The organism is Gilliamella sp. B2911 (assembly GCF_026536965.1).
Classification (GTDB): Bacteria; Pseudomonadota; Gammaproteobacteria; order Enterobacterales; family Orbaceae; genus Gilliamella; species Gilliamella apicola_E.
The window spans coordinates 53,484-68,091 of sequence record NZ_JAFNNA010000012.1 but is presented as its reverse complement, the minus strand read 5'-3'; the positions used below and the strand labels follow the sequence as shown (position 1 = coordinate 68,091).

Genomic DNA, 14,608 nt, shown 5'->3' with positions numbered 1-14,608 from the left:
CTATTTTTGCTTTGCTTGAAACACAGTGAAAGGTATTGTGACAATAAACTTGATATCTCGTTCATCTTGGAAAATGTTGCCATATCCACCACCCCAACTTTTGATATGATTTTCATGGTTATTATATTTGGTGTAATGTAATTGGAAAGAGGTGTCTTTAGCCCAAGTGTCTTGAATAGTGTAGCCTAAATCAAAATTGTAAGCTGATTCAACTAAGCGATTCTTTTGATTTTTTGCTATTGAATTTGGTTTCGCATCCCAACCAAAAGCATAAGATGCGCCCGTTCTCCAGCCGGTTAGATACGTTGATAGATTCCCCAAATCGTAAGTCACTTCAGCAAATAGGGCTTTTTCACCATTAGCATTAAAGTCCGATCGTGAGTTCCACCAAACATCTAGTCGTCCATTAGATGAAGCATAATATGGCGTCATACGTTGTAAAAAGAAGCCTTGTTTACCTTCAGCCTTAATTGCTACCCCTTCAAGGCGTAAACCAACTGGTCCAACTTGGTAAGCTAATGTTGCCGCTTGTAACCATGCTAAGCCGTCATAGACCTTATCCCCTTTATGAGACTGGTCTTTGGCGCCATAAAATTGATAACTCATGGTTAACGGATTATCAAGCATATCTGTTTTATAAGATGCTTTACCAAAATATTGATTCATGTAATTTTTGGCTTGACCAAAGGCGGTTTCTAACACTAAATCATTTTTAAAGTCATATTTCAAACCGGCTGAGTGTAGATAATCAATCTTCTTCCCTTTTCTCCATTGTTTAAATTCATAAAGGCGTTTGTACCATGGCGCTTTATATTTATCTGTCCACATATAAGACATCGATAAGGCACCAGCTTGATCAAAATCGAGCGTTGTGCCTAATTCAAAACCTCGATAAGTACCCGGTAATAAACTCCAGTGAGGGGCTAATAGTGTTTGACCAGATGGCTGAATAAAACCGGCTTTTAGCCAAAATAATTCATCTTGCTTAAAATTGACCTGCGCTTTATAAAAGCTCACACCACTGACATCTTTTTTCCAATCATCATCCCAGACGGTGCGTGCACCACTAAAACCAATTTCATTAGGATGACCATTGCCACCGTTACTGACTTCCCATGCACCATATCCGCCCAGTTCAATACCAAGGTGATCAGCAATATAGCCTGATCTAAAATCTAAATTTGTGTTGAATGATGAGTGCCTGAGGTTTTTTTCATATTTATGTTCTTCAATATTTTTTCTTTCTCGATCGCGATTCCAAAAAAATACGTTACCGGTTAATGATGCATCATCAATAAATTCACTAGCATATTGAGCTTGTGCGGGGCATATGCTACTTAAAATGGTTATCGATAAAAAAAGTTTAGTAAAATGATTAAAACGATAGGGTAAACCAAGTGCATTATCCAGACTCATAATTTCATTCCCATAATTATATAACTGACCGTTAAATTTCCTTAATCGGATGTTATAAGCCAAACTGAATTGTTTATTACTTTGAATTGCTTTCTAAACTACGAAACATATTTAGGTGGAGATTGGACAAATATGCATTTTTATAATGCATAAACATATTTTAGTTCGCAAATTAATTAATCTAAATTCGTGATCTAAATCACCAAAATGATGAGAATTCGGCTTATTTTTGTGGGATTTTCGGCTCTTTTTTTACGTGATAAATTAATCAAGCTCTATTTTTTTGATGGTTTTTAAGTCATGAAATTATGGGCAGAATTAGTCATGAAATGAATAAGTTTAATGAGGTGAGTAATAGGTAAAAAAAAGAGAAATGTATAACATTTCTCTTTGGAATTGATAGCGCAATTAGTTTTCAGTATCTAGCTCTTCAAAACTTTTTACTAATTCATCAATGGCTTTCATCTGTTTTAAGAATGGTTCAAGTTTTGCTAACGGTAATGCTGATGGACCATCACATTTTGCATGACTTGGATCAGGATGTGATTCTAAAAATAATCCAGCAATACCTACCGCCATACCTGAACGAGCTAATTCAGTAACTTGACCACGACGACCACCTGATGCTGCTCCCATTGGGTCACGACATTGTAGCGCATGAGTTACATCAAAAATCACTGGCGAACCCTTGCTAACTTTTTTCATTACGTTAAAGCCAAGCATATCAACAACAAGGTTGTCATAACCAAAGCAGCTACCACGATCACAAAGGATAACTTGGTCATTACCCGCTTCTTCAAATTTTTCGACAATATTGCCCATTTGTCCTGGGCTGACAAATTGTGGTTTTTTGACATTGATTACCGCACCAGTTTTCGCCATTGCAACAACTAGGTCTGTTTGTCTTGCCAAAAAAGCAGGTAATTGAATAACGTCAACGACATCGGCAACGGGTTGGCACTGCTCTTCGGTATGAACGTCAGTGATAATTTTTATACCAAATTGCTGTTTTAATTCTTGGAAGATTTTCATCCCTTCTTCTAACCCAGGTCCTCGATAAGAGTGAACTGATGAGCGATTAGCTTTGTCAAAAGAGGCTTTGAAAATATAAGGAATATTCAGTTTATCGGTTACTGTGACATAATGTTCACAAATTTTCATGGCTAAATCACGTGATTCAAGCACATTCATACCACCAAATAATACAAACGGTAAATCATTAGCTACCGTGATATTACCTACTTTTACTTTTTTTTGTTTAATCATAAACTCATTCCTAGTTAAGGTTTAAACCAACGACCAAGTGTGACTCTGTCATTGCCACTGTAATCGGTGAAGGTTTCGACTAATTGAAATCCGTGTTGTTTAAAAATAGTTTGTACCGCTAAGCCCTGCTTCCAACCATGCTCGATTAGCAGCCAACCATATTGATTTAAATGTTTAGTAGCGCCTTGTACTATGACTTTAATATCGGCAAGTCCATCATCTTCAGAAACCAATGCGCTACGAGGCTCATAACGAACGTCGCCTTGCGATAGATGAACATCGGTTGGATCAATATAAGGGGGATTACTGGTAATCATAGAAAATTTACGATTTTTTATTGGTTTATACCAATCACCCAGTAAAAAGTAAACATTATTAACATCGATTTGCTTGGCATTTTTTTGAGCTAATATTAACGCATCTTTGTTTTTTTCGATTGCGGTAAATAAGCAATCAGGACGTTCAGTTGCCATGGCGATTGCTATCGCTCCGGTTCCAGTCCCTAAATCCAAAACTTCACAAGGTGCCTTTGGCAAATATTCTAAACCAAGTTCAACAAGCTTTTCAGTATCGGGGCGCGGGATTAATGTCGAGTTGGAGACATTAAATTTTAATGACCAAAATTCTTTTTCACCTGTTATGTAGGCAATTGGCTCACCTTCTTGACGTCTTTTTAAATAAGCATCTAACGCAGTGACTTCATCGTCAGTTAATGATGTTTCACTAAAAGCCATTAAAAAGGTGCGTGTTCTATGAGTTACAAAACTCAATAAAATTTCTGCATCACGTTTTGGGCTTTCGCTTTCAGTTAAGGTTTGCGACGCAAATTTAAGCCATTCTAAATAGGTCATTCATCCTGTTCCGATAACGCTGCAAGCTGATCTGCTTGGTACTCTTGTACTATTGGTTCAATTAGCATATCTAATTTACCTTCCATCACTTCATCTAAGCGATAAATGGTAAGATTTATACGGTGGTCAGTAACCCGTCCTTGAGGATAATTATATGTTCGGATACGGTCTGAACGATCACCCGAACCTAATAAGTTACGTCTGGTTGATGCTTCTTCTTGTTGACGTTTGCGCGCTTCGGCATCTTGAATACGTGCAACTAATACTGACATCGCTTTCGCTTTGTTTTTATGTTGTGAACGTTCATCCTGACATTCAACCACAATCCCAGTTGGAATATGGGTAATACGGATTGCTGAATCAGTGGTATTAACATGCTGACCACCTGCACCGGATGAACGGTAGGTGTCAATTTTTAAATCCGCTGGATTGATTTCTGGCATTTCTGCTTCAGGAATCTCAGGTAAAACAGCAACAGTACAAGCAGATGTGTGAATACGACCTTGTGACTCAGTTTCAGGTACGCGTTGAACACGATGTCCACCTGATTCAAATTTTAAGTGGCCATAAACACCATCACCACTGACTAACATGATCACTTCTTTATAACCGCCATATTCACCATCATTTGCACTCATGATTTCAACACGCCAGTTGCGAGATTCGGCGTATCTTGTGTACATTCTGGCTAAATCACCAGCAAAAATTGCAGCTTCATCACCGCCTGTGCCTGCTCTAACTTCAACAAAACAGTTGTAGTCATCATTCGGATCTTTCGGTAATAAAAGTACTTGTAACTGTTTTTCTTGCTGTTCAACTTGAGCCATGGCCTCATTTAACTCTTCTTGAGCCATTTCACTCATTTCAGGATCAGATAGCATCATCTTGGCAGTTTCGATGTCTTCTTGAGTTTGCTGCCAATTAGCAAAGCACTTAACCACATCGGTTAATTGTGCATATTCTTTTGAAAGGGTTCGAAATCGGTTTTGATCGGCAATAACCGTTGCATCAGATAGTAATGCTTGAACCTCTTCATAACGCTCTTGTAGCGTTTCCAATTTACTGATAATTGAAGGTTTCATAACTCTATATATTTGATAATGATTAATTGAATTTGCCCGGCATTATATACTTAATTGCCTTTAAAATACAGTTTCTACTTACTTATGGCTAAGCTAAACAATATTGTTAATCGCACTGTATTGGTGAGGATATGATTATTAGATTGAATAAAAAATGTTACACGTGTCACAGATTTCAATTTTGGTCATTTTAAATTTACTTAACTCCATATAACATCATTTGTAAACGATGTCATCACGAATCAATAACGCTTTTATTAAAATTGAACCACCATTTTGCTTTAAATTTTGTTATCGCATACATAAAACTGTTGTTAAATATTATAACTATTCAAGGAGTTAATTTTATGAAGAAGATGTTTATGTGTAGTCTGATTGGGTTAAGTTCAATGGCAAATGCGGCTATTCAATGGGATACTCCGCAAGGACAGTTAAAGTTATATGGAGACGTCGAATTTAATGTGGATGCCGCTAGTAGCAAACAGCAACTTAGCTCTTTGAGGGAGACTGCTGATAAAAAAAATAAACCTTCTGACAAAGATCGTTGGGATATCAATGGTCGTATATTGATTGGTTTAGATGGCTATCGTGAAATTAACAACAAAAACTTTGCTGGATTCGTGGTGCAACCCTTAGCAGATTTAGGTGGTGATGTGAATCTGGATGATGCGGCATTTTATTTTGGTCAGAAAAACGAGTGGAATATTAAAATTGGTCGTTATGAAGCTTATGATATGTTCCCGCTTGGACAAGATACCTTTATTGAATATTCAGGTAATACTGCCAATGATTTATATGAAGACGGCTTTGGCTATATCTATATGTTGAAAGAGGGTCGTGGTCGTAGTAATAATGGTGGCGGTATTCAATTAAATACACCGCTATTTGATAATGTCAATTTTGAGTTAAATGCATTGGTCAATAATGGCGAGAAAATGTTTAATAAATCGGCTTATCATGGTTATGAAATCGATAAGAAGAAAAACGTGGTCTATTTACGTCCCGTTTTATCTTGGAAAAATGAAAGCATTTCAACCGCAATTGCTGCCGAAACAAATGTGGTAAAAAATGCTTACGGTTATCATGATGATAACGGTAAATTCCGCGATCAATCACAAAGAACTGGTTATGGCGCGACTTTTTCATGGAACAATCAAGGCGATTGGGATGCAGCAGGATTCAGATTTAATGCCAGCTTTGCTTATATGAATGCTAAAGATGAAAAAGATATGACCATTGGCACAAATATTGTTTGGGAAAAAATCGGCTTAGGTTACTTATTTGCGAACAATGATATCAAAAAATTTAATCCATATAATCGTGTTAAAGATGGCCATATAAATAGCAAAGGTAAATATAAAATTCATACTGTTAATGCCTCATATCTAATTGATGATGTGTTAGATATGGATAATTTTAATATCTATTTAGGTGCTTATTGGTCATTACTTGATAGAAGTAAATCTCATGGCGATAACACCGATGATCGTTATGGTGCTCGTGTAAGATTTAAATACTTCTTTTAATTAGTTGAAGTAAATTCTCGATTAAGCCAGTTTAATGCTTATTTTTAAAACTGGCTTTTTTATTGCTTTTGGCTAGTTGGTGAAATGATCAACCAATTAATAATTATTAATGATATTAAAATCAAATCTTCCCTATCAATTAGAAGACTCTCATTATAAAAAAGAATTTTAGCTACAATTTTATTTCCCATAATTTTACAAAAAACACCTTCAAAAACCCCGCTCCTCAACTTTTTTTGATATCGTAATTTATCATTTTGCGAATCATTAGAGCATATTTAATAAATAGGATTGTTGAAATTGTAATTTTTTATTCGTACTTATCTGATAATGTGAAAAGATTTAGCGGTTAAAAATCGCAAGATATTAAAATCAAATATTCCCTATCAATTAGAAGACTCTCATTATAAAAAAGAATTTTAGCTACAATTTTATTTTCTATGATTTTGCAAAAAACACCTTCAAAAACCCCGCTCCTCAACTTTTTTTGATATCGTAATTTATCATTTTGCGAATAATTAGATCATTTTTAATAAATAGGATTGTTAAAATTGTAATTTTTTATTCGTACTTTCCGATAATGTGAAAAAATTTAGCGGTTAAAAATCGCAGGATAATAAAAGTAGGTTAGATTATTCTGATGAATTAGATAGTTATCTCCCCTTTTTTACTCATTTAATCGGGAAGTTTGGGATGTCAATGTTCTCAAGCAAGAAAAATAAAATGCCGTTAGTAAGCTAACGGCATTATTTCAATGATAAGAGTAGATATTACTTATTTTTTAACGGCCTTTGGATTAGGTAGATCGGTAACCGTACCTTCATACACTTCGGACGCGAGTCCAATTGATTCATGTAAGGTTGGGTGAGCGTGGATGGTTAGTGCAATGTCTTCTGCATCACAGCCCATCTCTACAGCAAGAGTGATCTCTCCAAGTAGTTCACCACCGTTCGCTCCAACTACCGCACCACCAAGAAGGCGATTATCGGCTTTGTTAAAGATTAGTTTAGTCATCCCTTCTGAACAATCAGACGCAATTGCTCGCCCTGATGCTGCCCATGGGAATATGGCGACCTCATAATCGATACCTTTTGCTTTCGCTTCTTTTTCAGTTAATCCTACCCAGGCAACTTCTGGCTCGGTGTAAGCAATGGATGGTATGGTTTTCGGATCGAAATAATGTTTTTTACCCGCTATCACTTCAGCTGCAACATGCCCTTCATGAACCCCTTTATGAGCCAACATTGGTTGACCCACAATATCACCGATCGCATAGATATGTGGAACATTAGTTCTCATCTGTTTATCGACTTCAATAAAACCACGATCGGTCACATTTACTCCAGCTTTTTCAGCATTGATAAGTTTACCATTTGGCGCTCGACCTATCGCCACTAGTACTGCGTCGTAAGTGTGCGTTTCGATGGTTCCATCTTTCTTTTCCATGGTGACATAGATTGCATCATGTTTGGCTTCGACCGTATTTACTTTAGTTTCTAAGCGTAAGGTAAATTTCTTTTGAATTTGTTTGGTAAAGACTTTTATCACATCTTTATCCGCAGCTGGGATCACCTGATCTAGCATTTCAACCACATCCACTTCTGAACCCAATGCGTGATATACGGTACCCATTTCCAGACCAATAATACCACCACCCATTAACAGTAATTTTTTAGGAATAGTGGTTAATGCTAACGCATCGGTTGAGTCCCATATACGAGGATCGTCATGAGGAATGAATGGTAAGGTTATTGGTCGAGATCCTGCTGCAATAATAGCATTATCAAAGGTAATTTTAGTTATCCCTTTGGCAGAGGTGACATCCATTGTGTGACTACCGGTGAATTGCGCTTCACCTTGAATCACATTAACTTTACGCATTTTGGCCATGCCTGCCAGCCCGTTAGTAAGCTGATTGATGACCTTTTCTTTCCATGCACGAACTTTGTCGAGTTCTAGCTTTGGCGTTCCAAAATGGATGCCATGTTCGGTGAGGGATTTTGCTTCATCCATCACTTTAGCAACATGCAATAATGCTTTAGAAGGAATACAGCCAACATTAAGGCAAACACCACCTAGAGTTGAGTAGCGTTCGACTAATGTCACATCTAATCCAAGATCGGCGGCACGGAAAGCGGCGGAATAACCCGCTGGCCCAGCACCTAATACAACAACTTGTGTTTTGATATCTTGACTCATAACTGATTTCCCCCCTTACATCACTAGTCGACGTAAGTCGGATAAAACATTAACAATATGGCTTAAGAAGCGTGCACCATCTGCACCATCAATCACTCGGTGATCGAAGGATAATGATAAAGGTAACATTAAGCGTGGTGTAAATTCTTTACCATTCCATACTGGTTTCATACTTGAGCGAGATACACCAAGTATGCCCACTTCTGGCGCATTTACAATTGGGGTAAATGATGTCGTTCCGATGCCACCAAGACTGGAAATAGTGAAACAACCACCTTGCATATCACTACCTGTGAGTTTACCGTCTCGCGCTTTTTTGGAGATTTCAGCAAGTTCACGTGAAAGTTCAATAATGCCTTTTTTATTTACATCTTTAAATACAGGAACAACTAAACCATTTGGCGTGTCAACTGCCACACCGATGTTGATGTATTTTTTAATGATAAGAGTTTGTGCATCTTCTGACAATGAACTATTAAAACGCGGATAAGCAGTTAAAGCACTCGCTACGGCCTTCATGATAAACACGAGCGGAGTAATTTTGAGATCGAGTTTTTTCTTTTCTGCTTCAGCATTTTGTTGCTTACGAAATGCCTCTAGTTCAGTGATATCTGTTTCATCAAATTCAGTGACATGAGGAATCATCACCCAGTTTCGATGTAAATTTGCACCAGAAACTTTTTGAATTTTAGTTAATGGTAAAGATTCAATTTCACCAAATTTACTGAAATCGACTTTTGGCCATGGTAATAATCCAGGGAATGCACCAGATGATCCACCGTTTTCGACTTGTTTTACGGCATTTTTGACATAGTTTTGGATATCTTCACGAAGTACACGATGTTTAGGGCCTGTAGGTTGGATTTTTGCAAGATTGATACCAAATTCTCTTGCTAATCGTCGAACTGATGGTGTGGCATGTGCGTAAGCATCGTTTTCTACAAATTCATTTGCAGTTGGTGCAGGTTTAGCTGTCTCAGCAACTGGTGCAGGTGCAGGAGCTTGAGCTTGAGCTGGAGCTGGAGCTGGAGCTGGAGCTGGCGCAGGTTCAGCTTTAACGGGTGCACTATTCGTTTCAAACTCCATTATTTTGGAGCCAGTTTTGACTTTATCGCCAATTTTAACAGTGATGCTTTTTACTGTACCAGCTATAGTTGCGGGTACTTCCATCGAGGCTTTGTCACCTTCAACGGTGATGAGTGAATCATCAACTGAAACTGAGTCACCAACTTTAACTAATATTTCAGTCACTTCTACTTCATCGCCACCAATGTCTGGAACATTAACATCAACGACTTGGCTACTATTTTGTGCTGGCGCAGAAGCTGGAGCTGGAGCTGAAACTTCTGGAGCAGGCGTTTTTGACGCGCTTGCGCCCTCTTCGTCAAATTCCATAATACTAACACCTGTCGTCACTTTATCGCCAACTTTGACAATGATTGACTTCACAATACCAGCCTGTGGTGCCGGTATTTCCATCGATGCTTTATCGCCTTCGACAGTTAATAGTGATTGATCTACATCAACTTTGTCGCCGACTTTAACTAGGATTTCTGTTACTTCAACTTCATCGCTTCCGATATCAGGTAATTTTATTTCAATACTCATTATTTTTACCTCTTATGCAATACGTGGATTGAGTTTGTCAGCATTGATTTCGAACTTTTTAATCGCGTCTTCAACAATACTTGGCTGAATATCACCACGTTTAGCTAGTTCTCCTAGTGCTGCAATCACAACATAAGATGCATCGACTTCAAAATGATGACGTAAATTTTCTCGGCTATCACTACGACCGAATCCATCTGTACCGAGTACTCGGTAGCTTTCTGCTGGTACAAATCCTCGAATTTGTTCTGCATAGAGTTTCATGTAATCAGTGGAAACAACAGCAGGATTGTTATTCATTATTTGAGCAACATATGGCACTTTTGCTTCTTCGCTTGGATGTAACATGTTGTAACGTTCGCAATCTTGACCATCTCGAGCAAGTAAGGTGAATGACGTTACACTGTAAATGTCAGAACTGACGCCATAGTTTTTAGCAAGGATATCAGCCGCTTCACGAACATGACGTAGCATTGATCCAGAACCTAATAATTGAACTGTTGGTTTGCCTTGTTGGCCTTCAACGGTATCTAACTTATAAATACCACGACGAATCCCCTCTTCTGCACCTTCAGGCATTGCAGGTTGGGCATAGTTTTCATTTAGTGTGGTGATGTAGTAGTAAACATTTTCTTGTTCACCATACATACGACGTAAGCCATCTTGCATAATAACCGCGACCTCATAAGCGTAGGCTGGATCGTATGATAAGCAGTTAGGGATGGTTAATGCTTGAATATGGCTGTGACCATCTTGGTGTTGTAAGCCTTCACCATTTAATGTAGTGCGACCAGAAGTTCCTCCAATCATGAAGCCTCGAGCTTGTTGGTCACCCGCCGCCCACATTAAATCACCAATGCGTTGGAAGCCAAACATTGAGTAATAGATGTAGAAAGGAATCATCGGTAAATCGTTATTACTATAAGAAGTAGCAGCCGCTAACCATGATGCAGTCGCGCCACATTCGTTAATACCCTCTTGGAGAATTTGACCTTTTTCATCTTCACGATAGTAAGCAACTTGCTCTTTATCTTGTGGGGTATATTGTTGACCATGTGGGTTATATATACCAATTTGACGGAAGAGACCTTCCATACCAAACGTACGCGCTTCGTCAGCGAGAATTGGTACTAGTCGCGGTGCTAAGTCTTTATCTTTTAGCATGATGTTAAGCGCACGCACAAAAGCGATAGTGGTTGAGATTTCTTTAGATTGTGCTTCAAGTAACGGCGCAAATTCGCTTAAAGGAGGGATAGAAACCGTTCCTGAGAATTTAGTTAGCCGTGAAGGCACATAACCATGTAATGCTTGACGTCGTTCATGAATATATTTGTATTCCGGGCTATGTTCTTCGAATTTGATATAAGGTAATTTTTCGAGTGCTTCATCAGTAACCGGAATGTTGAAGAAGTCACGAACATGGCGAACGCCATCCATATTCATTTTTTTGACTTGGTGTGCAATGTTTTTCGCTTCTGCGGCTTCACCCATTCCATAACCTTTAATGGTGTGGGCTAAAATAACTGTTGGGCGATCTTTTGTCTCTTTTGCTCTTGCAAATGCAGCAAACATTTTTTCGGGGTCTTGACCACCACGGTTTAGTCTGAAGATCTCTTCATCAGACATATCTTTGACTAATTCAGCCGTTTCAGGATATTTTCCAAAGAAGTGTTCACGTACATAAGCGCCGTCTTTTGATTTGAAAGTTTGATAATCGCCATCAAGAGTTTCATTCATTAAACGAATTAATTTCCCTGATTTATCTTTTTGCAATAATTTATCCCAACGATCGCCCCAAAGTACTTTAATCACATTCCAACCAGCGCCAGCAAACACACCTTCTAGTTCGTTCACTATTTTGCCATTACCGGTTACCGGGCCATCAAGACGTTGCAAGTTACAATTGATAACAAAGACTAAATTATCAAGTTTTTCACGTGTTGCAACCGTGATTGCACCTTTTGCTTCTGGCTCATCCATTTCACCATCACCTAAGAACGCGTAAACCGTTTGTTCAGTGGTATCTTTTAAACCACGATGGTTTAAGTATTTTAAAAAGCGAGCTTGGAAGATTGCACTAATTGGTCCTAACCCCATTGATACGGTTGGGAATTGCCAGAATTCCGGCATTAATTTTGGATGAGGATAAGATGATAAACCTTTACCGTGAACTTCTTGTCTAAAGTTATCAAGCTGTTCTTCAGTTAAACGACCTTCAATAAAAGCGCGTGAGTAGATACCCGGTGAGATATGACCTTGGAAATAGATTAAATCCCCACCATCTTTTTCATTGCGAGCACGGAAGAAATGGTTAAAACATACTTCATAAAATGTAGCAGCAGATTGGAATGATGCCATATGACCACCAAGCTCTAAATCTTTTTTAGAAGCTCGTAAGACCATCATAATTGCATTCCAACGAACAATTGAACGGATTCGTCTTTCAATTTCCCAATCACCTGGATATGCTGGTTGTTCTTCGACAGGGATTGTGTTTATATAGTTACTGGTTGAAGAACCAAATAGTAAAGGTACACCACCATCTCTAGCTTTATTGACAATCTGTTCAATAATATATTGAGCACGTTCGACGCCTTCTTCTCGAATAATAGAATCTAAACTTTCCAGCCAATCCTTTGTTTCGACTGGATCGATATCATTCATTTGCATGTCCGACATATAAAACCTCTTTTTTGTTTAAAAAATGCAGTTTTTGCTATCCTTAGCTATAACAGACGCCATAACTAAAATTATAAGCTTCAACTTTGCATTACGGATGCTTAATTGATATCAGTCTGCCAGTTTCCATTAAAAAGTAAAGCAAACCACCGCTCTGAAAAGAATGTTAATTCCTATTAAATTAATCAACTATTTCAATTATTAATATAAATAAAAAGATAATTATTTGATATAAGTCAAATTTAACTCATGAGATTGGAAAGAATACTGCGTTTTGAGTTATACCTTGAATAGTTAGCGGTTGTCAAGTTATAGTAAAATCTGCTATATAGTTGTTAATTTATTGTTAAATTAAGACTGAATTGACAGATAATATGCCAAGTAAAAACGTCATTATTAAAGAGTTAAACACTATGCCTTATTGGCATACTTATCAAGCTATGCATGATTTTACTCAGCAGCGTGATAAGCAAACTCAAGACGAGATTTGGCTAGTTGAACATCCTCCGGTTTTTACTCAAGGTAAGGTTGGAAAACCTGAGCACCTGCTTACTAAAACGGATATTCCTGTTGTGCAAACTGATCGTGGTGGTCAAATTACATACCATGCGCCTGGACAACAAATTATGTATATCTTATTGGATTTAAAAAGGCGTAAAATAGGTATTCGTGATGTCGTCAATTATTTAGAAAATAGTGTTATTCAAACATTAAAACACTATGAGATAGTCGCCTATTCAAAACAAGACGCTCCGGGCGTTTATGTCAATCAACAGAAGATCTGTTCTCTTGGATTACATATTAAGCGTGGCTGTACCTTACATGGATTAGCCCTTAATATCGATATGGATCTCACTCCTTTTAATTATATTAATCCATGTGGTTATGCTGGATTAGAAATGACGCAGTTGAAACAATATGTTTCAAAAATTGATCGCCAAGAGATTAACCATTTATTGACTGATTATTTTATTAATCAGCTACCAAACTATTAAGATGTGAATTATGCAAAATACTGAAATCCGCAGTTCAAAATATCGTGATGCCGAAAAAACGCGTCTAATTCCCTCAATCACTATAGAGGATACAGCTCCTTTAAAAAAACCTGATTGGATGAGAATTAAGTTGTCGGCAAATACAGAAAATATTACGCATATTAAAAATACGATGCGTAAACATGGGTTACATTCGGTTTGTGAAGAGGCTTCATGCCCTAACTTGGCGGAGTGCTTTAATCATGGGACCGCGACTTTTATGATTTTAGGGGATATTTGTACTCGTCGGTGTCCTTTCTGTGATGTTGCTCATGGTCGCCCTTTGCCACCAGACCGTGAGGAACCGAATAAGCTTGCGCAAACAATTCAAGAGATGAAATTGCGTTATGTTGTGATCACCTCTGTTGATCGTGATGATTTGAAAGATGGCGGAGCGAGTCACTTTGCTTCATGTACTCAAGAGATTCGTTCATTAAGCCCGAATATAAAAATTGAAACTTTAACTCCTGATTTTCGTGGTTGTGTTAATGAAGCCGTTGCGGTTTTAAGTGAAAACCCTCCGGATGTGTTTAATCATAATTTGGAAAATATTCCTCGTTTGTATAAAAAAATACGTCCAGGAGCAAGTTATGAGGGATCGTTACAATTACTTGAAACGTTTAAACAAAAACACCCCGAAATTCCCACAAAATCAGGATTGATGGTTGGTTTAGGCGAAACCAATGAAGAACTTATTCAGGTTTTAAAAGATTTGCGTAGCCATGGTGTTACCATGCTAACTTTAGGTCAGTATCTACAACCAAGTAAGTATCATTTGCCAGTGGAACGCTATGTTTCACCTGAGGAATTTGATGAATTAAAACAGATGGCGCTGGCTATGGGATTTACCCATGCAGCTTGCGGACCATTTGTGCGTTCATCTTATCATGCTGATCTACAAGCAATGGGAAAAGAGGTGAAGTAATATTCACCTCTTTGGAAAACAT

10 protein-coding genes are annotated in these 14,608 nt (G+C 37.9%); 3 read left to right on the top strand and 7 right to left on the bottom strand.

Translation table 11 applies throughout. From position 1 onward, the window contains the following. The 4 genes from J3U27_RS09875 to prfA form a co-directional block, all read right to left on the bottom strand. A complete protein-coding gene (locus tag J3U27_RS09875) occupies positions 1 to 1,416 on the bottom strand; it encodes an OprD family outer membrane porin (RefSeq protein WP_267377366.1) in 1,416 nt (471 codons plus the stop codon). A gap of 408 nt (positions 1,417 to 1,824) precedes the next feature. Then, a complete protein-coding gene (gene kdsA / locus J3U27_RS09870; RefSeq protein ID WP_065561962.1) occupies positions 1,825 to 2,679 on the bottom strand; it encodes a 3-deoxy-8-phosphooctulonate synthase in 855 nt (284 codons plus the stop codon). A 17-nt stretch (positions 2,680 to 2,696) separates the two neighbouring features. Beyond that, positions 2,697 to 3,533, bottom strand: a complete 837-nt coding sequence (prmC, locus tag J3U27_RS09865) for a peptide chain release factor N(5)-glutamine methyltransferase (RefSeq protein WP_267338370.1) — start codon at positions 3,531 to 3,533, stop codon at positions 2,697 to 2,699. Beyond that, positions 3,530 to 4,615 (bottom strand): peptide chain release factor 1, encoded by a 1,086-nt coding sequence (gene prfA / locus J3U27_RS09860; protein WP_065561918.1) that lies wholly within the window; start codon positions 4,613 to 4,615, stop codon positions 3,530 to 3,532. The genes prmC and prfA overlap by 4 nt, the downstream gene beginning before the upstream one ends. Positions 4,616 to 4,962: 347 nt before the next feature. On the opposite strand from prfA, the gene J3U27_RS09855 reads away from it, so the two are divergent. Further along, positions 4,963 to 6,141, top strand: coding sequence for a carbohydrate porin (locus J3U27_RS09855; RefSeq protein WP_065561919.1), 1,179 nt, complete (start codon positions 4,963 to 4,965; stop codon positions 6,139 to 6,141). 774 nt (positions 6,142 to 6,915) lie between these two features. Here J3U27_RS09855 and lpdA read toward each other — a convergent pair. From lpdA to aceE, 3 genes are read right to left on the bottom strand one after another with little or no spacing between them, the layout of a single operon-like run. Beyond that, positions 6,916 to 8,340 (bottom strand): dihydrolipoyl dehydrogenase, encoded by a 1,425-nt coding sequence (gene lpdA, locus J3U27_RS09850; protein WP_065561920.1) that lies wholly within the window; start codon positions 8,338 to 8,340, stop codon positions 6,916 to 6,918. 15 nt (positions 8,341 to 8,355) lie between these two features. Beyond that, positions 8,356 to 9,948, bottom strand: coding sequence for a pyruvate dehydrogenase complex dihydrolipoyllysine-residue acetyltransferase (gene aceF, locus J3U27_RS09845; RefSeq protein ID WP_416380561.1), 1,593 nt, complete (start codon positions 9,946 to 9,948; stop codon positions 8,356 to 8,358). Between the two features lie 12 nt (positions 9,949 to 9,960). After that, positions 9,961 to 12,627, bottom strand: a complete 2,667-nt coding sequence (gene aceE / locus J3U27_RS09840) for a pyruvate dehydrogenase (acetyl-transferring), homodimeric type (RefSeq protein ID WP_220224888.1) — start codon at positions 12,625 to 12,627, stop codon at positions 9,961 to 9,963. Positions 12,628 to 13,001: 374 nt separating this feature from the next. Here aceE and lipB point away from each other — a divergent pair, with 374 nt between their 5' ends. Together lipB and lipA are read left to right on the top strand one after the other, a co-directional pair. Then, the gene (gene lipB / locus J3U27_RS09835; RefSeq protein ID WP_267330897.1) at positions 13,002 to 13,622 is read left to right on the top strand and encodes a lipoyl(octanoyl) transferase LipB; all 621 of its coding nucleotides are present in this window, start codon (positions 13,002 to 13,004) and stop codon (positions 13,620 to 13,622) included. 10 nt (positions 13,623 to 13,632) lie between these two features. Then, a complete protein-coding gene (lipA, locus tag J3U27_RS09830; RefSeq protein WP_267377365.1) occupies positions 13,633 to 14,586 on the top strand; it encodes a lipoyl synthase in 954 nt (317 codons plus the stop codon). The last annotated feature ends 22 nt before the right edge of the window (positions 14,587 to 14,608 follow it).

What these genes read in the sequence shown, in the direction of transcription:
- J3U27_RS09875 (WP_267377366.1), bottom strand. Translation starts at nt 1,416, where the DNA reads ATGAGTCTGGATAATGCACTTGGTTTACCCTATCGTTTTAATCATTTT.
- prmC (WP_267338370.1), bottom strand. Translation starts at nt 3,533, where the DNA reads ATGACCTATTTAGAATGGCTTAAATTTGCGTCGCAAACCTTAACTGAA.
- prfA (WP_065561918.1), bottom strand. Translation starts at nt 4,615, where the DNA reads ATGAAACCTTCAATTATCAGTAAATTGGAAACGCTACAAGAGCGTTAT.
- J3U27_RS09855 (WP_065561919.1), top strand. Translation starts at nt 4,963, where the DNA reads ATGAAGAAGATGTTTATGTGTAGTCTGATTGGGTTAAGTTCAATGGCA.
- lpdA (WP_065561920.1), bottom strand. Translation starts at nt 8,340, where the DNA reads ATGAGTCAAGATATCAAAACACAAGTTGTTGTATTAGGTGCTGGGCCA.
- aceF (WP_416380561.1), bottom strand. Translation starts at nt 9,948, where the DNA reads ATGAGTATTGAAATAAAATTACCTGATATCGGAAGCGATGAAGTTGAA.
- aceE (WP_220224888.1), bottom strand. Translation starts at nt 12,627, where the DNA reads ATGTCGGACATGCAAATGAATGATATCGATCCAGTCGAAACAAAGGAT.
- lipB (WP_267330897.1), top strand. Translation starts at nt 13,002, where the DNA reads ATGCCAAGTAAAAACGTCATTATTAAAGAGTTAAACACTATGCCTTAT.
- lipA (WP_267377365.1), top strand. Translation starts at nt 13,633, where the DNA reads ATGCAAAATACTGAAATCCGCAGTTCAAAATATCGTGATGCCGAAAAA.